Origin of the sequence: Microcystis aeruginosa LEGE 91341 (assembly GCF_015206885.1) — a bacterium.
In the GTDB taxonomy this organism is placed as follows: domain Bacteria; phylum Cyanobacteriota; class Cyanobacteriia; order Cyanobacteriales; family Microcystaceae; genus Microcystis; species Microcystis aeruginosa_H.
Window position 1 is genome coordinate 1 of sequence record NZ_JADEXY010000015.1, and the last position, 21097, is coordinate 21097.

The window sequence follows — 21097 nt, forward strand, 5'->3', positions numbered from 1 at the left end:
GGAAATGGGGAAGTGGGGGAGTGGCAAGAATAAATAAAAGCAATCTACTGACGACCGACTCCTGACGACCGACTCCTGATAACTGATAACTGATAACTGATAACTGATATTAGGTTCCGGAAGTCCAGGAGTTGATATATTCTAATTGGGCTTCGGTGAGAGTATCGATTTCAATCCCCATAGCTTGCAGTTTCAAGCGGGCGATTTCCTGGTCTAATTCGTAGGGAATTGAGTAGATACCGGGGGCTAATTTACCTTGATTTTTAACCAAGTATTCTACACCGATCGCTTGGTTAGCGAAACTCATATCCATAACGGCGCTAGGATGACCTTCGGCGGCTGCCAGGTTAACTAGGCGACCTTCACCGATAACAACGACGGATTTACCGCTTTTTAGTCTATATTGTTGGGTAAAGTTGCGAACTTCCTTGACATTATCGGCTTTTGCGCCTAAAGCTTGCAGGTCGATTTCAATATCAAAGTGACCGGAGTTGGAAACAATCGCCCCATCTTTCATCACGTCAAAATGTTCGGCCCGGATAACGTGCTTGTTACCGGTAACGGTGATGAAGATATCGCCTTCTTTAGCGGCTTCATCCATGGGCATAACCCGGAAACCGTCCATCGCCGCTTCAATGGCACGCACGGCGTTAATTTCGGTGACAATTACATTAGAGCCTAAACCTTTGGCCCGCATAGCCACACCTTTACCACACCAACCATAACCAGCCACAACCACGGTTTTACCGGCGAGGAGGATATTGGTGGCGCGAATGATACCATCAAGGGTAGATTGACCTGTACCGTAGCGATTATCAAAGAAATGCTTGGTTTCTGCGTCGTTAACGTTCATTGCGGGGAAGGATAACACCCCGGCTTTGAGCATGGCTTGCAAACGGACGATACCGGTGGTAGTTTCTTCGGTAGTACCGATAATGTCGGGTAATTGGTGACTTCTTTCTTTAACTAGAGTAGCCACCACGTCACAACCATCATCGATGATAATCTGGGGTTTATGATCGAGGGCGATTTGAACGTGACGGTGATAGGTGTCGTTATCTTCCCCTTTGATTGCATAAACGGGGATACCGTAATCAGCGACTAAACAAGCGGCCACATCATCTTGGGTGGAAAGGGGATTACTGGCAATTAGTAACGCATCAGCGCCACCAGCTTTTAGTGCGATTGCCAAATTGGCGGTTTCGGTGGTAACGTGACAGCAAGCGACTAAACGCAGTCCGGCAAAGGGTTTTTCGATGGCGTAACGTTCGGCTAATTGACGCAAAACTGGCATTTCCCGACCGGCCCATTCGATGCGCTGTTTGCCGATGGGGGCTAAACTAATATCTTTGATGTCGTATTTCTGTTGAACTGGTGTTGCTACCATAAGGGGTTTTCCTTAAATACAAGCCTCGGCTATTGGTTAATTTAACTTAACATTGTCTGGGGATTTTGGCTAATGTCAAGCTTTCCACCGGTTTTTTATATAGGAAAAAGTTATCAATCAGATTTTCACTGGGTTACGCATTTTTTAATAACCATGTTCAGCCAGAAATTCTAAGCTAATCTCGGTGGGAGGGTGATGAGAGCGCATTCCTAGCAATTTTTCCACATATTTGCCTAAAATATCCCCTTCTAGATTCACCCAATCGCCTAATTTTAAATGGGAAAGATTGGTTTCAGCGTAGGTGTGGGGGATGACAGCCACTTTAAACCAGCTGCCGGAGGCATCACAATCGGCCACGGTTAAACTGATGCCATTAACAGCTATACTGCCCTTACCGACGATATAACGAGCTATGTAGTTATTCCACTGCTCTTCTAGGGAACTAGGGGCAGCAAAGGTCATTTCCCACGAATTAGCCACGATTATCGATTCGACTAAACAGCCAATACCGTCCACATGACCGGTAACAAAATGACCGCCGATTTTACTACCCACCCGCAAAGAGGTTTCTAGGTTAACGTTGGTTTCTGTTTTCATCCTTCGTCCCAAAGTAGTGCGCTGTAGGGTTTCCGGGGAAGCGGTGGCCAGAAAACCCTCTGAGAGAATTTCCTCGACTGTCAAACAAACCCCATCCACAGCCACACTATCACCAATCATTAAATCTTGGAGAATTGTATCAGAGGATACAGACAAATGGAGTCTATCGGTATCCACGACCCGAATTGTTCCCAAGGCTTGAATTAATCCTGTAAACATCGGCTTTTTTCTCGACTATAAATCCTTATGCGTGAAAGATTGGGCATTTTCCCCAGAATAATCGGCGACAATATGACCATCTCCGGCTAATTGATATTTGTAGGTCACTAATCCCTCTAATCCCACTGGACCACGGGGGGGCATTTTTTGGGTACTGATACCCACTTCGGCCCCAAAACCGTAACGGAAACCATCGGCAAATCGGGTGGAACAATTATGAAAAACTCCGGCGGCATCGACTCGATCGCTAAAGGTTTTGGCCGTGTTAAAATTTTCGCTGACAATGGCTTCCGTGTGTCGAGAACCGTAATAATTAATATGTTCGATTGCCGATTCTAAACTATCGACAATTTTAATTGACAGAATTAAATCACTATATTCGGTTTGCCAGTCTTCTTCTGTGGCCAATGCTACGTTAATAATCTGACGAGTTGCTTCATCTCCCAATAATTTAACCTTTTTTTCCTCTAATGCCTGGGCCAATGCGGGTAAAAATTCTCTAGCGATGTCTTGATGAACTAATAAAGTTTCAATGGTATTACAAGCGGCAGGATATTGGGTTTTACCATCAACAGTAATTCTAATTGCTTTGCTTAAATCGGCTTCTTTGTCGATGTAGAGATGACAGATACCATCGGCATGGCCGAGGACAGGAATGCGGGTATTATTTTGGATATAACGCACAAATTCGTTAGAACCTCTAGGAATTATTAAATCGATGTATTGATCAAGTTTTAAGAGTTCCTGAATTTCTTCTCTTGTTGTTAACAATTGCACCGCCGCCGAATTAACTTTAGTTTGACTCAATGCTTGATGAATAATTGTTACTAAAGCTTGACAAGAACGGAGTGCCTCTTTCCCCCCTTTTAAAATAACGCCATTACCGGATTTAATCGCTAAACTGGTAATTTGAATTAAAGCATCGGGACGAGCTTCAAAAATAACCCCTAAAACCCCTAAAGGACAGGTTATTCTCCGCAGAATTAAACCTTGATCTAATTCCCGATTAATTTGTATAGTAGCTAAAGGATCTGCTAATTTAGCCAGATCTCGCACCCCAGCAATGGCAGCTTTTAATTTGCCAGGACTTAACTCTAATCGCGCACATAAAGCCGGAGATAATTCCATCGCCTTGGCAGTTTGAACATCGGCGATATTCGCTTCTAGTATTTTATCAGCATTGGCAGTTAAAGCCTCAGCAATAGCCTCTAAAGCTTCATTCCTTTCTTCGTTAGTCAGGATAGCCAGTTGACGACTCGCTTGACGGGTTTCTCTGGCGATTTCGGGGAGGGATAGAGAAGTTGTAACCATAGAAAATTAAACGTAATAACCGCTATATTGTTTATTTTATCTTATTTTTGAGAAAGTTTCAGGGTTATTAGACCTCATTGTAAAAATCAAAAATTGTTGTTAGGGTTAGGCTTCGGCCGTGAGCTCAGCCGAACGGAGTCAGTAGTCAGGAGAATTAAGAATCAATAATAATCAATTAAATGGTCTATTTACAGATTTTAGGCAATTTAATCCTTATTTTTGCCAGTTTTGAAACCTAAAAAATTAATTAGGCAAGAGGTTTATTGAAGGTTATCAACTCTTGTCATGATCATCATAAATATAGTTAACTAGAAAAAATAGCCGAAATTAGTTATTTTTCTATCCTAGACCTGTAGAGACATTATAGTTAACATCCCTACAGCATCTAGACTATCTAGACCAGATTGGCAATCAGACAGTTAGATACTTCTTGACGCGCCCAATTATCGGCGGCTAAAATATCATCTAGGCTAGGGGTAGAACTGTTATGAATTGTAAAGCGATCGCAAACTTTTTCAATCACCCGTGGAATATCTAAGAAGCTAATCTTTTCTTCTAAAAATAATGCTACTGCCTGTTCATTGGCCGCATTTAATACTGCTGGCATTGCCCCACCCGCACGACCGGCCGCATAAGCTAATCCCATACAGGGGTATTTTTGATGATCGGGTTCTTTGAAGGTTAAACTGCCGGCTTTAACTAAATTTAAAGGTTCCCAATCGGTATAAATTCTTTCAGGCCAAGACAAGGCATATAACAGGGGTAAACGCATATCAGGCCAGCCTAATTGGGCTAAAACTGAGGTATCCTGTAACTCAATTAAAGAGTGAATAATACTTTGGGGATGAATAACAATATCGATCGCATTATAATCGACACCAAATAGATAATGAGCTTCGATAACTTCTAAACCTTTATTCATCAAAGTAGCCGAATCGATGGTGATTTTTCTGCCCATCGACCAGTTAGGATGTTTCAGGGCATCAACTACGGTTACTCGTGACAATTTTTCCACCGGTAAATCCCGAAAAGCACCCCCAGAAGCGGTGAGAATAATCTTTTTTAATCCCCCAGTGGGAACTCCCTGTAAACATTGAAAAATAGCTGAATGTTCCGAGTCAGCAGGTAATAATTTAACTCCGTGTTTTTCCACTAAAGGCAGCACCACCGGACCGCCAGCAATCAGGGTTTCTTTATTAGCGAGAGCGATATCTTTACCGGCAGTAATAGCGGCAATTGTCGGCAGCAATCCCGCACAACCGACAATTCCCGTGACGACACTTTCGGAATCGCCATAACGGGCCACTTCGATTACTCCTTCCTTTCCTGCTAGGATAATCGGGGTATAGTCAAGGTCGGAAATTAGGCTTTTCAGGTCTTCTAGTTGACTTTCGTTATTAATCGCCACGATTTGCGGGCGAAATTGCCGAATTTGCTCCGATAGTAGTTGAATATTATTACCCGTGGCTAATCCCACCACTTGAAACTTATCGGGATGATCGGTGACAATATCGAGAGTTTGAGTACCGATCGAGCCAGTGGAGCCTAAAATCGAGATTTTTTTCATTAGAAACTTAATATAATTTGGGGATTAGCTTTAAATATACGTTCTCTGGGGTCTTTCCGGCACATCAGCGTCAATATTAAATATTTGTTAAAAATATTGATAGTTTGACTTTTTTATGCTATGGCTTAGAAAAAGTCAGCGATAGAGATGGTGAGAGAATCGAATAGAAAGGCCAATGGATTAGGCTGTCTAGCGGGGGGTCTGGTTTGCTGTTAGATTTGGGTTAAGTCGGGGAAAAAATAACCGAACTTAAACATAAGTTCGGCTAGATTTAATTTAACAACTGGATAAAACTAACTTTCTGTCGTGACTGCTGTGGTGGGAGGCAACTTAATATTAGTAGCTAATCCCAGAATTTGCAGCAGACGAATGGTCATCCAAGTCAGATCAACCTCCCACCATTGTAGGCCATGACGGGCAGAATACTGATAGGCATGGTGATTATTGTGCCAACCTTCACCGAAAGTTAAGAGAGCAACCCACCAACAATTTTTAGAATTATCGTGGGATTCATGGCTAACATAACCGAATTTGTGAGTGGCACTGTTGACAAACCAAGTAGAGTGGAAAACTAAGACCAAGCGAACAAAAATTCCCCAAATTACGAACGGCCAACCACCCATAGCATAGAGAATTAAGCCTAAAACAATTTGGATAGGAACAAAATAATTTTGACAGAATTTATAGAAAGGATCGTCGGCGATATCCTGGGTAAAACGAGCAATTTCTTCATCAGCAGGAATTTCGTGCAACATCCAACCCATGTGACTCCACCAGAAACCTTTATTAGAATCGTGGGGATCGGGAGCAGTATCAGAATATTTATGATGAATACGATGTAAACCTATCCATGCGATCGCACCCCCCTGACAAGCGAGGGTTCCGCACAAAACCAGAAAGTATTCTAACCATTTGGGAGTCTTAAAACTCCGATGGGAAACCAAACGATGGAAACCGAGGGTAATTCCTAAACCCCCAGTAATCCAATAAAGAATCAATGTCACTCCCACAGCACCCCAGCTAAAATTGCTAGGCAAGAAGGCTAAAAGAGCCACTAGGTGGATAAAAGCCATGTAGATGAGAGTCACCCAGTCAATGGGAAGTTTTTCGGAAGTCGCAACAGTCATTGAATAACCCAAAGGGAAACAACAGGAGACAGAGCATCATTGTCTTATCTGTCTCGATTTGACACAGGGGAAACTTTGACGCTTAATAAATAGTAACAAATATCACAGTCTATTGTTTGATGGATATCCCCTCTCTACTCCACGGTGCAGAAAAGGCCTTACTCCCCATCTTTTCGGAAATTGACGCACAGGTCAAGGAAAATCTCCGTCAAGTCCTCGGTGCTTTCCGTGCAAACCGCGTCGGGGTGCATCATTTTGCTAGTGTTAGTGGTTATGGTCATGATGACTTGGGACGGGATACTTTAGATCAAGTGTTCGCCCAAGCCCTGGGGGCCGAAAAGGCAGCTGTGCGAGTACAATTTGTTTCAGGAACCCATGCGATCGCCTGTGCCTTGTATGGGGTTCTTCGACCGGGGGATGAGATGTTAGCGGTAGCCGGTGCGCCCTACGATACCCTAGAGGAAGTAATTGGAATTAGAGGTAGTGGTCAAGGCTCTTTAAAGGATTTTGGCGTTAGTTATCGCCAATTAGAGCTAGATTCTACTGGTGCGATCGATTGGTTGGCCTTGGCAACGGCAGTGAAACCCCAAACCCGTTTAGTACATATCCAAAGATCCTGCGGTTATTCCTGGCGATCGAGTTTGTCTATTGACGAAATCGAGAGAATTGTCCGTATAGTTAAACAACAAAACCCGAATACGGTCTGTTTTGTCGATAATTGCTATGGAGAATTTATCAACACCCAAGAACCCACCGACGTGGGGGCAGATCTAATGGCCGGTTCTCTAATCAAAAACCCCGGAGGTACAATTGTCACGGCCGGGGGATACATAGCAGGTAAAGCGGAATTAGTAGAAATGGCCTGCTATCGTCTGACAGCACCGGGAATCGGTAGCGAGGGAGGGGCAACTTTTGACCAAAATCGTCTTCTTTATCAGGGATTGTTTCTAGCGCCGCAAATGGTGGGAGAAGCGATGAAAGGCAGTCATTTAATTGCCTATGTGGGGGATAAGTTGGGTTATCCGGTCAATCCTGCTCCTTTTGTGCCTCGACGCGATATTATTCAAGCGATTAAACTCGGTTCCCCCGATAAGCTGATTGCCTTCTGTAAAGCCATTCAAGCCTATTCTCCCATCGGTTCCTACTTGGATCCCATTCCTGCCCAAATGCCGGGCTATGAGAGCCAAGTAGTGATGGCTGGTGGCACGTTTATCGATGGTAGCACCTCGGAATTCTCCGCCGATGGACCCCTCCGGGAACCCTATATCGTTTTTTGTCAGGGGGGAACCCATTGGACCCATATTTCCCTAGCTTTAGAACAAGCGATCGCTGTTTTATCTTAAATGGTTCCTCTCACCTTCCTTCTCTCCCTTAGTTAGGGTTTACTAAAAAAGTTTTTCTTGGGGGTAGGTTTTGGTGTGTTAGGGAATTTAGCTAAAATTTCCCCATCTCCCGAAATCCCTATCTCCTAATACCATTTTTCTTTATTCGCGTCACAACGAATGCAGGCTTGGCAAGCATTCGAGCGCGGATGTCTGTCATGGATTTAGAAATTTGGTATAACTTCCTGTCTTTGTGGTTAACAAAAAGCTAACAGTCAAGGAGCAAAAGTGCCATTAATACAGACTTTCCCCATCATTAAGTAGCTGGTTATAATTAAATTTAAAATGGATTTTAGGTTCGATACCCCCTGCCCCCCTTGATAAGGGGGGTGCCGATAGGCGGGGGGATATGAAAGTTTTTAATACCTACCTACTTATTTATTCCTTTTCTATTTTTGTTCAGGACTTATTGATTGATTTAGACTCTTTTTTGGGGACAATTCCTAATTTTTAAGATCAATGTAGATTGACAAAAATGAGATGCACCCAGTTTTACAACTTGTCTAACTCGATGCCAGACGGGAAAATAAGCACAAATCTAACTATACTCATTAGAATATAAATATCAACGACCATGATTAAAAACTCTTATGCGGGTAACTCTAAAATCGGCCTTGAGTGACAGTAATATCGATGCTAATCAAAGCAGCAGTCAACGTCAACTGATGCTCTCGATCGCCGCCACCAGTGAACAGATCAACACAAATTTACCGATTAATCTTTGTTTAGTTCTCGATCATAGCGGTTCTATGCAGGGAAAACCCCTGGAAACGGTCAAAAAAGCGGCTTTAAGTTTAATAGAATCCCTCGGGGTTAATGATCGTCTCTCGGTGATAGCTTTCGATCATCGCGCTAAAGTTATTCTTCCCTCCCAATCGCGACAGGATGATCTGACCTTAATTCGCTCAAAAATTCAACAATTACGAGCGGGAGGAGGCACGGCAATCGATGAAGGGATAAAATTAGGTATTCAAGAAAGTTCCAGCGGCAGCAAAGGTTATGTATCTCATATTTTTCTGCTTACCGATGGTGAAAATGAACATGGAGATAATCAACGCTGTTTAAAATTAGCCGCAGTAGCAGCTGAGTACGGCATCACCTTAAATACCTTCGGTTTTGGCGATCATTGGAATCAAGATATCCTAGAAAAAATTGCCGATATCGCTGGCGGAAGTTTATCCTATATCGAAAGACCCGAACAGGCTTTAATTGAATTTACTCGTCTATTTAACCGTCTGCAATCTGTGCGGTTAACTAACGCTTTCCTGCAATTAGAATTAGATGCTCGGACTCATTTAGCGGAGTTAAAACCCATTGCCCAAGTTGCTCCAGAAACTATAGAAATGAGCCTACAAAAAGAGGGCAATTTTTACATCACCCGTTTGGGGGATTTAATGATAGATGAAGAAAAAATTCTCCTCCTCAATCTCTATATTGACCAAATTCCCCCCGGTACTCACACCATAGCTAAAGTGAAGATTCGCTACGATGATCCCGCTTCCGGTCAAAAAGGGCTAGAAACTGCGACTTTTAGCCTTGATATCACCTCCCAAGCTCTCTATCAATCCCAATTAGACGAGCAAGTCCAGAAATCAATTCTCACTTTAGCCAAATATCGTCAAACCCAAATCGCCGAAGAAAAATTAAAACAGGGCGATCGAGCAGCTGCTGCTACCATGCTACAAACCGCAGCCAAAACTGCACTACAATTGGGAGAAAAAAATGCCGCCACTGTCCTCCAAACTAATGCCACCCGTTTACAGGTGGGAGAAGAATTGAGCGAAGGGGATTTAAAGAAAACCCGCATTATTGCTAAAACAAGACTACAAACCGATGAATAAACCACTTATTGAAACAAAATCCCAATTCCTAGCAAAGCAATCATCACCCCGAAAATCGCCCGCAAGTTAATCCGATCCCCCATCATGGCTGCGATCGGCAGGACAAATAAAGGACTGGTAGCGGTGAGAGTTTGGGCAATACCCACAGGAGAGAATTTTAAAGCAGTTTGCTGTAACCAAATTCCTAAAAACGTACTGCCAAAAGCGGTGACAATAATAATAGCAACCAGACGCAATGACCAGTTAATCGGTGACGATGATTCCTGACGGCGAAAAAACATCAGAATTAACACTATTCCCGTCCCCGCTAACAGACGAAAAAGGGTACTCTGCAAAGAAGACATTCCCGACTCCACCAGTGCCTGACGAGATAAAACCGCCCCCACCGCTTGGGAAATCGCCGCAATTAAAGCCCAGACAATTCCCTGCCGCCAGGGGCGTTGACTATTGATTTCGGGAGTTTTTTCGGAAATAACCCAAGCAACCCCGAAGATGGTCAAAATAATGCCCATATAAGCCGATATTTTGAGGGATTCCCCCAAAAAAGTCGCCGCTAGAATCGCCCCCAAGGGAGGCGAAAGGGTTTCTAAGAGGAGGGTTTTTCGCGGTCCCAAATAATTAAGGGCGGTAAAATAGGCCGTGTCACCGATTCCTATACCAATTGCGCCACTTGTCAAGAGTATAAATACCGAACTTTGCTGATTAATATCGCGCCATTGTCCGGAAAGGGGCAGCGTCAGGGCAATTAAAGCGATCGCGACTACTCCTTTCAGAAAATTAAGCAATAAAGGCGGGATTTTCTGGCCTAATAGGCTATAAATCGCCGCAGAAACCGCCCAAAGCGCCGCCGCACTCAAAGCCGCTATCTCTCCCGTTAAATTTTCACCGAGACTAAATCCGTTGAGCATTATCATATTTGTCAGAAGACAGTATTAAGAAGACTCCGAGACTATTTTTATTTATTATCCCCACTTCCCACACCCGTTCGGCGGTTCGGCTGAGCTCACCGTCGAAGCCTGAGCTCACGGCCGAAGCCCAAACCCTTGACAATCAAAACAGTCCCTGATTTAGTGATTTAATAAAACCGACCACTGCTGCAGAAGATAAAAACTATGTGTATTCTCGGTTTTGATCCGGGTAAGGATAAATGTGGAATCGCGGTCAGGTCATCGACGGGGAAAATTTATACCCATGAGGTGATAGCATCGTCACAAGCGATCGAGCGTTTAGCCAGTCTCTGTCAACAATATCCGATCGAATTACTGGTGATGGGGAATCAAACCACTTCAAAAAGTTGGCGCGAAAAAATTGCCGCTCGTGTCACCGTCCCAATTACTCTAGTGGATGAACGCAATAGTACCCTAGAAGCGCGCGATCGCTATTGGCTGATGTTTCCCCCCAAAGGATTACAGAAACTCATCCCCCAGGGTATGCGTCTTCCCGATCGCCCCATTGATGATATAGTAGCGATTCTACTGATCGAACGTCATTTACAGTCCAAATAATGTCAAACTACAAAATAGACACAGCAGGGTGAATTGACGATGCTCCTAAGTAAAGGTTTTGAAGTGGAAATGTACACCGGAACAGCAGCCGGAGAAGTTATCGGTTTATCCGATCGCATTGTCAAGGATTTAGATGGTTTTGTCCGGGAACCGGATACTCGTAACGTAGAATATACCACGGCCCCCATGACTAACTATGACCGTCTTTTATGCGCCACTTTAAAACCTCGTCTAGCTCTACGGCAATATTTGCGTCGTTTAGGCGATTATACCCTCATCCCTGGTAGTACCCTCTCCTTGGGCGATAGTCAACATTTTTATCGCAGTGACCCCCACAATCCCTATCATGACTATATCGAACAGACCTACGGCACTAATATAGTCACGGCCAGTATTCATATTAATGTCGGTATTAGCGATTATGAGGATTTAATGCGTGCCTGTCGCTTAATTCGCTTAGAAGCTCCTTTATACTTGGCTTTAAGTGCTTCTTCTCCTTTTCTCGATGGTAAAATCACCGGTTCCCATTCCCGTCGTTGGCAAGTTTTCCCCCAAACTCCCGCTTATGTTCCCCTCTTTGAAAGTCATAAACATTTTGTCACCTGGACCGAGGAACAATTAAAACTCGGTACAATGCAGAATGTTCGTCATCTTTGGATGTCGGTACGTCCTAACGGTAGCAATCGTCCCTATAATCTCAATCGTCTAGAATTGCGAATTTGTGACCTGATTGCTGATCCTATTAGTTTATTAGCAGTTATGGCTTTTTTAGAGGCCCGTTTAACTCAACTTTTACAAGATCCCCAATTAGACCCCTTAATTTTAAGTCAATTACCTAGTAGCAATCGCAGTGAGGATCTATTAACTTTAACCCAAGAAAACGAACAGGCTGCCGCACGTTTTAGTCTTGATGCCACCCTGAGACATTGGTACGACGGCCGGGAAATCTTAGCTAGGGATTGGATTAAAGACCTCTATGTTCAAGTTTATCCCGTTGCTAAAGAAAAGGGTTTTAGTTGTTTCCTCTCTCCCCTACAAAAAATCCTCCGCGAAGGTAACACCGCACAACAATGGTTAAAACAATCCGACCAGGGTATGGATGTTAAAAGTATTATCAAACAGGCGATTATTACCCTAGAAGAACAGGAAAAAGAATTAGAACATAAATTATGTCAGCATATTTTAGTCGCTTAAATAATTAGGGCTTGCTGAATAATGGTAAAACCCTTTTAAAATAAGGCTTTTGACCTGTTAAAGTCCGATGTTCATGCTGCGAAAATAGGATTGGGACTTTCAAAAACCTTGCATTATCCTTCTTGTAGTACATGGCTTGGTACAAAAAACAAGGGCAACAAAGCCTGAAACGACCGGCTACTGACTCCTGACTCCTGACTCCTGACTCCTGACTCCTACCCCCAGGAAAAACTTTTTCAGCAGACCCTAATTATTTTAAGGCCATGGTAATCAAACCCTGTTGACCGAGAAGAATTTCCCGCAGCAGCGTACAAATTCCCACCCAAATAATTGGAGAAATATCAACTCCTCCCAAGGGTGGGATGAGTTTACGCACGGGGATTAAAAAAGGTTCTGTGGGCCAGGCAATAATATTAAAGGGAAAGCTATTTAAATCTGCCTGTGGATTCCAAGTCAGCACGATCCGTAAGATAAACAAAAGGGTCATCAACCCTAAGATAATTCCCAATGTCCAACTTAATGCGGTCGCTGTGTCCATAGTCTCCAATCCCGTCTTTTTTACTGATTATCTTCCCTAAAATATAACAGTTTTTGTCTCATAATCACTCCAGCACCCTGCCAGTTATTCTTGTCAACCTCCCGGGTAAAAATGCCGCCAGAAAAAGTTCCCATAGAGCTTGACAAACCAGCCAGACTTGACTTATACTTTTCTTATAATGGGAATCCGTTTCGTCCTGGAGACCCTCTCTTTTCAGGCCAGATGCAGAAGTAACTTAAAGATGACAGAATTTCGCATCGAGAAAGACAGCATGGGAGAAATTCCCGTACCTGCCGATAAACTTTGGGGAGCGCAGACCCAAAGATCTCTACAATACTTTAGTATCGGTGATAATCTCATGCCCCGGGAGATGATCCGGTCCTATGCCATTCTCAAAAAAGCCTGTGCAATTGTCAATCAGCAAAAAAATCGTCTCACTCAGGAGAGAAAAAACCTTATCTGTCAAGTCTGCGATGAAATTTTAGCCGGACAACACGCGGATAACTTTCCCCTCTACGTTTGGATGACGGGAAGTGGCACTCAATTTAACATGAACATCAACGAAGTCATCTCCAATCGTTGCAGTCAACTAACGGGGAATCCTCTGGGGAGCAAAACTCCCGTCGATCCCAACGATCATGTTAATATGTCCCAATCGACTAATGATTCCTTTCCCTCGGCCATGTATATTGCCGTTGCCTTGGCAGTCAAGGAAAAATTAATTCCCAGTCTGCAACTATTACGGAATAGTCTCGATGAAAAGGCGCAATTATGGGCAAATATAGTTAAAATTGGTCGGACTCACCTACAGGATGCCACCCCCTTAACCCTCGGACAAGAATTCTCCGGTTATGTGGGTTTATTAGATGACGGCAGCGATTGGCTAGAAAAATGTCTAGAAAAAGTCTATCGTTTATCCTTGGGAGGAACAGCAGTGGGTACGGGAATTAATGCTCCTCCAGATTTTGATCGAGATGTGGCTGCCGAAATCGCTAATCTGACCAAATTACCCTTTATTACCGCTCCTAATAAGTTTACGGTGCAAGGTTCCCACGATGCTCTCGTTTTCTTGAGCGGGGGACTGAAAACTATCGCTAGTTCCCTCTATAAAATTGCTAATGATATCCGTTTACTTAGCTGTGGTCCCCGTTGTGGAATCGGAGAATTACAGCTGCCGGAAAACGAACCGGGTTCTTCAATTATGCCGGGGAAAGTTAACCCCACCCAATGCGAAGCTTTATCGATGATAGCAGTGCAGGTGATAGCTAATGATTTAGCGGTGACGATGGGAGGCGCTGGAGGACATCTGGAGATGAATGTCTATAAACCGCTGTTGATTCATAATCTCATGCAGTCTATCCGTTTGCTCACGGATGGTTGCAGTAACTTCTGTCAGTTTTTGGTTAAGGGGATGACTGCTAATCAAAAACAAATTGAGACTTTTTTAAATCAATCCTTGATGCTGGTGACTGCTTTAAGTCCCGTGATTGGCTACCAAAAGGCTGCCTACGTCGCTCATTATGCCCTAGAAAAGGATTTAACCCTGAAAGTGGCAGCCTTGCAACTGGGATACATCGAGGAAGAGGATTTTGATCGCATTGTTAACCCCGCTAAGATGGTCAATCCCTACGTTGCCGATGGTTAATTGTCTGAGGGGATAACTGCTGTAAAAATTAGAGGTCGCAGGCAGGCACGGATTCCCATTATACATATAATTATATGGCAAGCGGCGGGATTTGTCAAGCCCCGCCGGTCAAAATTTCTCCTAAACTTGGGTGATGATAACAAAGAAAACAAACAGAAAAATCATAAATGCCCCTGCCATGCGGAAGAATGGTTTAGGAAGATTAATAATTTTCTCCAGTTTCAAGAAACCCACCAGAAAATAAGCGACGATTGCCAGGAGAATCGGGATAACTAAGCGTAGGATTGTGCCAAGGGGACCAGAGAAAAACTCACCGATTTTATAGCGGGGTGTATTTTCTTCCGCGTGAGGAGGAATAGTCACACTTGTCCAAGTTTCTCCCCCATCGGTGGAACGAAAAACTGTAGTTTTAGCGCCACCAAAACCGAATAAAGTTTTATCTTGAGCATAATTAGGAGAAAATTGGACGGAGATACCAGAGGAAGGGATACTATGAATTTTCACTAGGGGTATTTTAGGATCACCAATTAGCTTAAAAGTGTCCCCGCCATCGGTAGATTTAAACAAACCATCTCCCTGTAAACTAACTATTACTGTGCGATCATTAGCATAATCAGGAGAGATAGCAATGGTTTCTACTGATGCTTGCGGATTAAACCCCGGTTTCTCTAATTTTGTCCAACTTTTAGCCCCATCTTTGCTGACAAACAAACCAGAAATTGTCCCAGCAAAAATAGTTCCATCACTGGGATAATTGGGAGATATTGCCAACTGCACATTAGCGGTTTTTGATAGGGGTGTTCCTTGGCTGACGTTTTTCCAAGTTAGTCCACCATCAACACTTTGATAAATACCCTCTTTTCCCGTGACAAACAAAGTTTTATCCTTAGCAAAATCGGGGGAAGCTACCATAGCAGGGGCATAATTACCAGAAATTTTGCCCACTTCACTAATATTTTTAACCGTATTTCCTCCATCGGTAGAACGAAATATTCTGCCCTGCTGATTGGTAAGAAAAAGAGTTTTATCCTTGGCAAAATCTGGAGAAGGAACTATCCTCGGGCCGCGGACTCCCTGATCAATTTCGATAATTTTCCATAAATCACCACCGTTATCGGATTTGGCAAATCTATTGCGTAAAAACCCAGCAAAAATAGTTCGATCTTTTCCATAGTTAGGAGAAAAGGCAATGTCAAAGAAACGCCGGGGATCTTGTCCTGATTCTTCGGGATCTTTACCAAGTCGATAAACTTCTAAACCGCGATTAATTGGTGTCCAAGTTTCCCCTTGATCGCGACTGATGAAGATATTGCCTACATAATTAGCAATGACGACAGTGCCATCCTGGGCATAATTAGGAGAAACCGCCATAGCGATAACTGTTGCCCGGGCTAAAGTTTCTATTTCTTGCCATTGTTTGCCGCTATCCGTGGTTTTAAATAAGCCATTAAATCCCCCTAAAAACATCGTGTCTTGAACTATTTTTAAATCCATAAAGTGGGGAACTTTATAATCATCAGCCTGTTTATCTTTGGTTAAACCCTCGCTCATTTTTGTCCAACTTTTGCCCCCATCCTGAGAAACATACATTCCGTCATGCCAAGTAATGGCATAAAGGGTGGAATTTTGGGCATAGTCGGGAGAAATAACGATGTCTTCGATGATTTTATCCTTAATTCCTTCGTTAACAGCTTGGAAAGTTTTACCATCATCAACGGTTTTAAAAATACCTGCTTCTTTTGTGCCGACAAAAAAGGTTTTATCCCTGTCTAGATTAGGGGAAAAAGCAATTGTATCCACTGCCCCCACATTAGCGGGTAAGGGGAGATTCTGCCAAGTTTTCCCCCCATCGGAGGAAGTGTATAATTTACCCTGTTCATCCCCAAAAAAAATGCGATTAGGATTGTTGGGAGTAATAGCGAGAAAGGTTATCAGTGCCTTGGTGGGGAAAATATTTGACCAATTTTTACCACCATCTTCGGTTAAATAAACCCCTTTTTCTAATCCCACTGCTGCTGCTATATTGGGATCGGAAGGGGCAATTTGTACAAAGTTAATAAAGTTAGTTGCTAAACCCTGATTAACTTTCTGCCAAGATTCCCCCGCATCTTCACTTTTATAAATACCATCGGATCTTGAAGCTAGATAGAGAATATTTTTATTGAGGGGAGATAGGGATAAGGAACTTAATTCCCCCGTATAATCTAAACCTTGAATTAATCTTGTCCAGTTGCTACCTCCATCGCTAGACTTATAAAAGTTATTTCGCACCAAGATATATACTGTATTATCTGTCTGGAAATCGGGAGAAACTTCCACTTGACTAATTACATCATGGGGACGATGGGCAAAAGCAGCATTACCCCAAAGACAAAAAACTGTAGCGATTATCAATAAAATGAGATTAAACTTGTGGGCGAATCTCAGCAAACTTTGGCGATTAATCATACTTAAACTGCTAATATCGAGGATAAAAATTGACCTAATCTAGCAAAGGCCGATCAAAATTTAAGCAAGGGTTCTGTAACAGTATAGACGAAAATGACGATTATAACCATTACTAAAATCAGGCTTATTTGCTATCAGCATAGATTAGAGCCAATCTCTACACTTTGATTATTGTAGAGACTCATTGCCTTTTGTAACCCTTGTTTGAGACCAAGTTCGATCGCTTTTCTGGACAAGTCTAACACTTTCAAGAGCACTTCGTTTTCTTGGGGGGTGAATCGGCCTAAAACGTGGGAAATAGTCGCTTTTTCGGTTGATTTACCGATTCCTATGCGTAAACGAGCGAAGTTTTCCGTGCCAACGTGGGCAATCATCGATTTAATACCGTTGTGTCCGCCCGCCGATCCCGATAGACGGATTCTCAACCGGCCTAGGGGCAGATCCATATCATCGTAAATGACTAAAATCGACTCTGGAGCTAGTTTATACCAGTCCAGCACCGCTCGCACCGATTGCCCGGAGCGATTCATATAGGTTTGGGGTTTCAAGAGACGAATTTTGCCCGGGAGAGGACCGTCACCCTCGGCGATAAAACCTTGAAATCGCTTGTTTTCCTGCCAAGATAGCCCCCAATCCCGCGCTAATGAGTCCACAGCTTCAAAACCGATATTATGACGGGTGCGATCATATTTGGGTTCGGGATTACCCAAACCGATAATTAGCCGAGGAATGATTAAATTAGGGGTTTTATCGGAATTCATATGGAGAAATCGGGCTTCTAACAATGACCCGACTCTCATTATCACCGAATTAGCACTCCGAGCGCTGGAACAAAGTTTCTAGATAAACCTTGGCACAGCTATTTTGCTCCTCAAAATTCATCCTTTCGGGGGATTGACAATTAAGCAAAAAAAATGACAGAGCCGCCGTAAACACACCATCTTGATCCCAACCGGGGTGAGTTTCTAGGTATTGTTGTAGGGATTGGTGGAGAATTTCGGGGATTTCTGCCAAGATACTGACTGATGTATTCATATCGTTTACCTCTGATCGGAAGTGGGGAAATCCCTGACTCCTGTAGTGGACAGTAAGGACTATTGTGAGCCAAGTTGGGGGGAGTTGCAATATTACCAGATGTAAAGGAATGCTTTAGAAAAACTTAATATTTACGAGGGAATAAGGCTTAGAGCTAGATTTTATTTACTTAACTTAACAGTAACTCAGTATCTATCCATAGAGATTTTGACAATCAAGATTAATTTTTTCTAGAAGCAAGTGCCGATTATATCGCTGTTGCCTGTGGAAAAGTCTGGGTAAACTGTGGAAAACTGGGGATTGAGTGGGGAAATACCGGGGAATGTATGGGGGAAAACATCGGGGAAAAATAAGATTTGCAAATTTTATACTAAATCCGTTGAGTATAGGCTACATATCAGGATAGGCAAGAGGCAAGAGGCAAGAGGCAAAAGAAGGAATAGATAATAAGTCTTTAATAACTGGATTTAGTATTAGTCAGTAGTGCTGCTCAAATCCGATCCCTGATAGCTGCCTCACAAGTCTGGGAGTCTCGACGCTGAATGCTGGCTGCTATGCTTTTACCACCAATACGGAACAGGTAGCTTCTGCCACCACGAGACTACTAACAGAATCTTCGATCACCCGTTGAACTCCCGTTAATCCCCGGCTGCCGATCACGATCAGATCAGCTTGATAGATATTAGCTAAACGAATAATTTCCTCCGCGGGATCGCCAAAGATGACTTCGATTTCACTAGGGGTAGCAATCTGGGATTGATAGCAGCGCAATTGATCTTCAATGATCTCACGGGAGGGATGAGGGCGATCCACTGCCGATTCATCTCCCTCCTTACTGAGAATATGGGTGATGATGATGTAAGAATTTGCCGTTAGAGAGAGGGAATTCAAAGCATGAAGGACTCGATGGGATGATTCCCCACAATCTAAGGCAACAACGATATTTTTAAACATTTTGACTAAATCCTGCCGCTAAATAAATTTTCAATTAAGATTCCGGAGCAAAAAATCTATAGACAATTTTATAGGTTATTGCGATCGGTTAAGATTTCGTAACCTGTGGCGGTTACTAAGACGGTATGCTCAAATTGAGCGGAGAGAGCATTATCCATCGTCACCACCGTCCAACGATCGCGTAAAGTTCTGGTATGTTTAGATCCCCCATTGACAATTGGTTCAATTGCCAGAGTCATCCCGGCGCGGAGTTTGACATTGGGTAACTCATTAGTGCGAAAATTAAATACCGAGGGTTCTTCGTGGAGATTTCTGCCGACTCCATGGCCGGTAAAATCTTCTACCACCTGGAAACCGTTAGCTTGAACGTGATCTTCGATCGCTCCTGCAATATCGAGCAGATAATTGCCAGCTTTTACCTGATTTATGCCTTTATATAAAGCTTCTTCCGCTACGCGGATTAATTTTTCGGCTTTGGGAGAGACGGAACCGATCGCGATCGTAATACAGGAATCCCCATGATAACCTTGGTAGTAGGCCCCCGTATCTACCTTTAACACAGAACCGGCTTTGAGGCGTTTTTTCGGGCTAGGGATACCGTGAACGACTTCGTTATCGACGGAGGCACAAATCGAGGCAGGAAAGCCATAATAACCTTTAAAACTGGGAGTAGCACCCATTGCGCGGATACGTTTTTCCGCGTGAGCATCCAGATCCGCCGTCGTCATCCCGGGTTGAGCGATCTCAGCAATTTCCTTGAGGACTGTGGCGGCAATTTTACCCGCTTGTCGCATAATAACGATTTCTGCGGCGGATTTGGTTTCGATTCCCCGGCGGCTTTTCTGTACTCGCGGTGAACCTACTTGCTCTGGGGTTTTAGTTTCGGGAAAAAGCAGCTTGGTTAGGATGTTCATGGAAAGTTGGCTCAGGGTCTTTACTTAACTTAGCATTTTCCCGGCGATCGATGACTGCTCTGGAGAAATCAAAAATCTTCCCTTAGGTGAGGAGACTCCGAGACAGGAGACAGGAGATAGGGAGATAGGGAGTGGGGAGATGAGGATAAAAAAGACAAGAGACAACTATACTAGCCATAAAACCGGAAATTATCGCAAATTTATCTGATTTTTAAGATATTTTGAGCCGATAGCGCCTCGATAACTTACTTTTACAGGAGGTCTCAGAAACATCTAGAAAAGCTATAGTAGGGAAAAGGCTATTTTTCTGGCGAGGTGACAATTTATGGCAGTCAAAAAAGAGTTTTCCAGTTTTCAGGAACTGTTGCAAACCACTAATCTTCCCGTGTTAGTGGATTTCTATGCCACTTGGTGCGGTCCTTGTCAAATGATGGCTCCGATTCTAGAACAAACGGGAATGTATTTCAAAAATCGCCTACAAATTGTCAAAATTGATACAGACAAATATCCTAATTTAGCTACTAAGTACGGTATTCAAGCTTTACCGACTTTAGTAGTCTTTAAAAATGGTCAACCGATCGATCGAATCGAGGGAGTGGTGCAGGTTAACCAACTGGTTCAACATTTACAAACTCTGTTGTAAGATAATTTTGAACCAGAACTAGGAGTTAGTGTCATGGCAAAGGCGATTTGGAATGGTGCAGTGGTAGCGGAAAGCGATAACTGCGAAATTGTCGAGGGAAACTACTATTTTCCCCCCGATACCATCAAAGCTGAATATTTTCAACCCAGTAACACCCATACCATTTGTTCTTGGAAAGGAGAGGCTAGTTATTATACTCTCAGGGTAGATGGACAGGACAATAAAGATGCCGCTTGGTATTATCCCGATCCTAAACCAAAAGCCCAAAATATTAAAGGATATATCGCTTTTTGGCGAGGTGTGCAGGTTGAGAAATGATCGCCATCTACCCCGGCAGCTTCGATCCAGTTACATTCGGTCATTTAGATATTATCGAACGCAGTGTACCACTATTCGAGCGAGTAATCGTGGCAGTTCTCTGCAATCCCCATAAAAACCCCCTGTTTCCCGTCGAAAAACGCATAGAACAGATCAGTTACTGTACAAAACACCTGAAAAACGTTGAGATAGACAGTTTTTCAGGATTGACGGTTGAATATGCCAGATTAAAAGGTGCTAAGGTACTTTTGCGGGGGTTGCGCGTTCTCTCAGACTTTGAAAAAGAACTGCAAATGGCACACACCAATAAAACTCTCTGGGAAGGAATCGAAACGGTTTTTTTAGCCACCACTAAAGAATATAGTTTTTTAAGTAGTAGCGTGGTTAAAGAAATTGCTCAATTCGGTGGCTCTGTCACCCATCTAGTCCCAGAAAACGTTTCTAGGGATATTTACTCATACTACAGTTAACA

General features: G+C 43.3%; 20 protein-coding genes. 8 read left to right on the top strand and 12 right to left on the bottom strand.

From position 1 onward, the window contains the following. Positions 1 to 109 precede the first annotated feature (109 nt). From ahcY to IQ234_RS04095, 5 genes are all read right to left on the bottom strand, one after another. A complete protein-coding gene (gene ahcY, locus IQ234_RS04075) occupies positions 110 to 1387 on the bottom strand; it encodes an adenosylhomocysteinase (protein ID WP_110579142.1) in 1278 nt (425 codons plus the stop codon). A 144-nt stretch (positions 1388 to 1531) separates the two neighbouring features. After that, a complete protein-coding gene (locus IQ234_RS04080; RefSeq protein WP_193956132.1) occupies positions 1532 to 2203 on the bottom strand; it encodes a riboflavin synthase in 672 nt (223 codons plus the stop codon). 15 nt (positions 2204 to 2218) lie between these two features. Next, positions 2219 to 3514 carry a glutamate-5-semialdehyde dehydrogenase gene (gene proA, locus IQ234_RS04085; RefSeq protein WP_193956133.1) on the bottom strand — a complete coding sequence of 432 codons (1296 nt, stop codon included), beginning with the start codon at positions 3512 to 3514 and terminating at the stop codon, positions 2219 to 2221. 394 nt (positions 3515 to 3908) lie between these two features. Beyond that, positions 3909 to 5081, bottom strand: a complete 1173-nt coding sequence (dxr, locus tag IQ234_RS04090; RefSeq protein ID WP_193956134.1) for a 1-deoxy-D-xylulose-5-phosphate reductoisomerase — start codon at positions 5079 to 5081, stop codon at positions 3909 to 3911. A 293-nt stretch (positions 5082 to 5374) separates the two neighbouring features. Further along, the gene (locus tag IQ234_RS04095; protein ID WP_193956135.1) at positions 5375 to 6208 is read right to left on the bottom strand and encodes an acyl-CoA desaturase; all 834 of its coding nucleotides are present in this window, start codon (positions 6206 to 6208) and stop codon (positions 5375 to 5377) included. Between the two features lie 119 nt (positions 6209 to 6327). On the opposite strand from IQ234_RS04095, the gene IQ234_RS04100 reads away from it, so the two are divergent. Both IQ234_RS04100 and IQ234_RS04105 read left to right on the top strand, forming a co-directional pair. Then, positions 6328 to 7551: an aminotransferase class I/II-fold pyridoxal phosphate-dependent enzyme gene (locus IQ234_RS04100; protein WP_193956136.1), complete on the top strand. Its 1224-nt coding sequence runs from the start codon at positions 6328 to 6330 to the stop codon at positions 7549 to 7551. Positions 7552 to 8180: 629 nt separating this feature from the next. Continuing rightward, a complete protein-coding gene (locus IQ234_RS04105; protein ID WP_193956137.1) occupies positions 8181 to 9431 on the top strand; it encodes a vWA domain-containing protein in 1251 nt (416 codons plus the stop codon). Positions 9432 to 9436: 5 nt separating this feature from the next. On the opposite strand, the gene IQ234_RS04110 is transcribed toward IQ234_RS04105, so the two are convergent. Beyond that, the gene (locus tag IQ234_RS04110; protein ID WP_193956138.1) at positions 9437 to 10339 is read right to left on the bottom strand and encodes a DMT family transporter; all 903 of its coding nucleotides are present in this window, start codon (positions 10337 to 10339) and stop codon (positions 9437 to 9439) included. A gap of 204 nt (positions 10340 to 10543) precedes the next feature. Between IQ234_RS04110 and IQ234_RS04115 the strand changes: the two genes are divergently transcribed. Further along, on the top strand, positions 10544 to 10936 hold the full coding sequence (locus IQ234_RS04115; RefSeq protein WP_002787977.1) for a pre-16S rRNA-processing nuclease YqgF: 393 nt from the start codon (positions 10544 to 10546) through the stop codon (positions 10934 to 10936). Between the two features lie 39 nt (positions 10937 to 10975). Next, positions 10976 to 12130, top strand: coding sequence for a glutamate--cysteine ligase (gene gshA, locus IQ234_RS04120; protein WP_193956139.1), 1155 nt, complete (start codon positions 10976 to 10978; stop codon positions 12128 to 12130). A 250-nt stretch (positions 12131 to 12380) separates the two neighbouring features. Here gshA and IQ234_RS04125 read toward each other — a convergent pair whose 3' ends face one another. Continuing rightward, a complete protein-coding gene (locus tag IQ234_RS04125) occupies positions 12381 to 12668 on the bottom strand; it encodes a YggT family protein (protein ID WP_193956140.1) in 288 nt (95 codons plus the stop codon). 241 nt (positions 12669 to 12909) lie between these two features. On the opposite strand from IQ234_RS04125, the gene fumC reads away from it, so the two are divergent. Next, positions 12910 to 14313 carry a class II fumarate hydratase gene (fumC, locus tag IQ234_RS04130; protein ID WP_193956141.1) on the top strand — a complete coding sequence of 468 codons (1404 nt, stop codon included), beginning with the start codon at positions 12910 to 12912 and terminating at the stop codon, positions 14311 to 14313. A gap of 120 nt (positions 14314 to 14433) precedes the next feature. On the opposite strand, the gene IQ234_RS04135 is transcribed toward fumC, so the two are convergent. From IQ234_RS04135 to map, 5 genes are all read right to left on the bottom strand, one after another. Continuing rightward, on the bottom strand, positions 14434 to 16761 hold the full coding sequence (locus IQ234_RS04135; protein ID WP_193956142.1) for a VPS10 domain-containing protein: 2328 nt from the start codon (positions 16759 to 16761) through the stop codon (positions 14434 to 14436). 134 nt (positions 16762 to 16895) lie between these two features. Then, on the bottom strand, positions 16896 to 17522 hold the full coding sequence (gene pth / locus IQ234_RS04140; protein ID WP_193956143.1) for an aminoacyl-tRNA hydrolase: 627 nt from the start codon (positions 17520 to 17522) through the stop codon (positions 16896 to 16898). A 49-nt stretch (positions 17523 to 17571) separates the two neighbouring features. After that, entirely contained in the window at positions 17572 to 17796 is a 225-nt protein-coding gene (locus IQ234_RS04145; RefSeq protein WP_002739844.1) for a DUF2811 domain-containing protein, read from the bottom strand. A 552-nt stretch (positions 17797 to 18348) separates the two neighbouring features. Then, on the bottom strand, positions 18349 to 18750 hold the full coding sequence (locus tag IQ234_RS04150; RefSeq protein WP_002776463.1) for a universal stress protein: 402 nt from the start codon (positions 18748 to 18750) through the stop codon (positions 18349 to 18351). 68 nt (positions 18751 to 18818) lie between these two features. After that, the gene (map, locus tag IQ234_RS04155; RefSeq protein ID WP_193956144.1) at positions 18819 to 19664 is read right to left on the bottom strand and encodes a type I methionyl aminopeptidase; all 846 of its coding nucleotides are present in this window, start codon (positions 19662 to 19664) and stop codon (positions 18819 to 18821) included. A gap of 325 nt (positions 19665 to 19989) precedes the next feature. On the opposite strand from map, the gene trxA reads away from it, so the two are divergent. Genes trxA through coaD form a run of 3 tightly spaced genes read left to right on the top strand, consistent with a single transcriptional unit; the run spans position 19990 to position 21095 of the window. After that, complete coding sequence (gene trxA / locus IQ234_RS04160; RefSeq protein WP_002765348.1) at positions 19990 to 20307, top strand: thioredoxin; 318 nt, start codon at positions 19990 to 19992, stop codon at positions 20305 to 20307. A 33-nt stretch (positions 20308 to 20340) separates the two neighbouring features. Next, entirely contained in the window at positions 20341 to 20625 is a 285-nt protein-coding gene (locus IQ234_RS04165) for a DUF427 domain-containing protein (protein ID WP_002750041.1), read from the top strand. Then, positions 20622 to 21095 (top strand): pantetheine-phosphate adenylyltransferase, encoded by a 474-nt coding sequence (coaD, locus tag IQ234_RS04170; protein WP_193956145.1) that lies wholly within the window; start codon positions 20622 to 20624, stop codon positions 21093 to 21095. The genes IQ234_RS04165 and coaD overlap by 4 nt, the downstream gene beginning before the upstream one ends. Positions 21096 to 21097 lie beyond the last annotated feature (2 nt).

What these genes read in the sequence shown, in the direction of transcription:
- ahcY (WP_110579142.1), bottom strand. Translation starts at nt 1,387, where the DNA reads ATGGTAGCAACACCAGTTCAACAGAAATACGACATCAAAGATATTAGT.
- IQ234_RS04080 (WP_193956132.1), bottom strand. Translation starts at nt 2,203, where the DNA reads ATGTTTACAGGATTAATTCAAGCCTTGGGAACAATTCGGGTCGTGGAT.
- proA (WP_193956133.1), bottom strand. Translation starts at nt 3,514, where the DNA reads ATGGTTACAACTTCTCTATCCCTCCCCGAAATCGCCAGAGAAACCCGT.
- dxr (WP_193956134.1), bottom strand. Translation starts at nt 5,081, where the DNA reads ATGAAAAAAATCTCGATTTTAGGCTCCACTGGCTCGATCGGTACTCAA.
- IQ234_RS04095 (WP_193956135.1), bottom strand. Translation starts at nt 6,208, where the DNA reads ATGACTGTTGCGACTTCCGAAAAACTTCCCATTGACTGGGTGACTCTC.
- IQ234_RS04100 (WP_193956136.1), top strand. Translation starts at nt 6,328, where the DNA reads ATGGATATCCCCTCTCTACTCCACGGTGCAGAAAAGGCCTTACTCCCC.
- IQ234_RS04105 (WP_193956137.1), top strand. Translation starts at nt 8,181, where the DNA reads ATGCGGGTAACTCTAAAATCGGCCTTGAGTGACAGTAATATCGATGCT.
- IQ234_RS04110 (WP_193956138.1), bottom strand. Translation starts at nt 10,339, where the DNA reads ATGCTCAACGGATTTAGTCTCGGTGAAAATTTAACGGGAGAGATAGCG.
- IQ234_RS04115 (WP_002787977.1), top strand. Translation starts at nt 10,544, where the DNA reads ATGTGTATTCTCGGTTTTGATCCGGGTAAGGATAAATGTGGAATCGCG.
- gshA (WP_193956139.1), top strand. Translation starts at nt 10,976, where the DNA reads ATGCTCCTAAGTAAAGGTTTTGAAGTGGAAATGTACACCGGAACAGCA.
- IQ234_RS04125 (WP_193956140.1), bottom strand. Translation starts at nt 12,668, where the DNA reads ATGGACACAGCGACCGCATTAAGTTGGACATTGGGAATTATCTTAGGG.
- fumC (WP_193956141.1), top strand. Translation starts at nt 12,910, where the DNA reads ATGACAGAATTTCGCATCGAGAAAGACAGCATGGGAGAAATTCCCGTA.
- IQ234_RS04135 (WP_193956142.1), bottom strand. Translation starts at nt 16,761, where the DNA reads ATGATTAATCGCCAAAGTTTGCTGAGATTCGCCCACAAGTTTAATCTC.
- pth (WP_193956143.1), bottom strand. Translation starts at nt 17,522, where the DNA reads ATGAATTCCGATAAAACCCCTAATTTAATCATTCCTCGGCTAATTATC.
- IQ234_RS04145 (WP_002739844.1), bottom strand. Translation starts at nt 17,796, where the DNA reads ATGAATACATCAGTCAGTATCTTGGCAGAAATCCCCGAAATTCTCCAC.
- IQ234_RS04150 (WP_002776463.1), bottom strand. Translation starts at nt 18,750, where the DNA reads ATGTTTAAAAATATCGTTGTTGCCTTAGATTGTGGGGAATCATCCCAT.
- map (WP_193956144.1), bottom strand. Translation starts at nt 19,664, where the DNA reads ATGAACATCCTAACCAAGCTGCTTTTTCCCGAAACTAAAACCCCAGAG.
- trxA (WP_002765348.1), top strand. Translation starts at nt 19,990, where the DNA reads ATGGCAGTCAAAAAAGAGTTTTCCAGTTTTCAGGAACTGTTGCAAACC.
- IQ234_RS04165 (WP_002750041.1), top strand. Translation starts at nt 20,341, where the DNA reads ATGGCAAAGGCGATTTGGAATGGTGCAGTGGTAGCGGAAAGCGATAAC.
- coaD (WP_193956145.1), top strand. Translation starts at nt 20,622, where the DNA reads ATGATCGCCATCTACCCCGGCAGCTTCGATCCAGTTACATTCGGTCAT.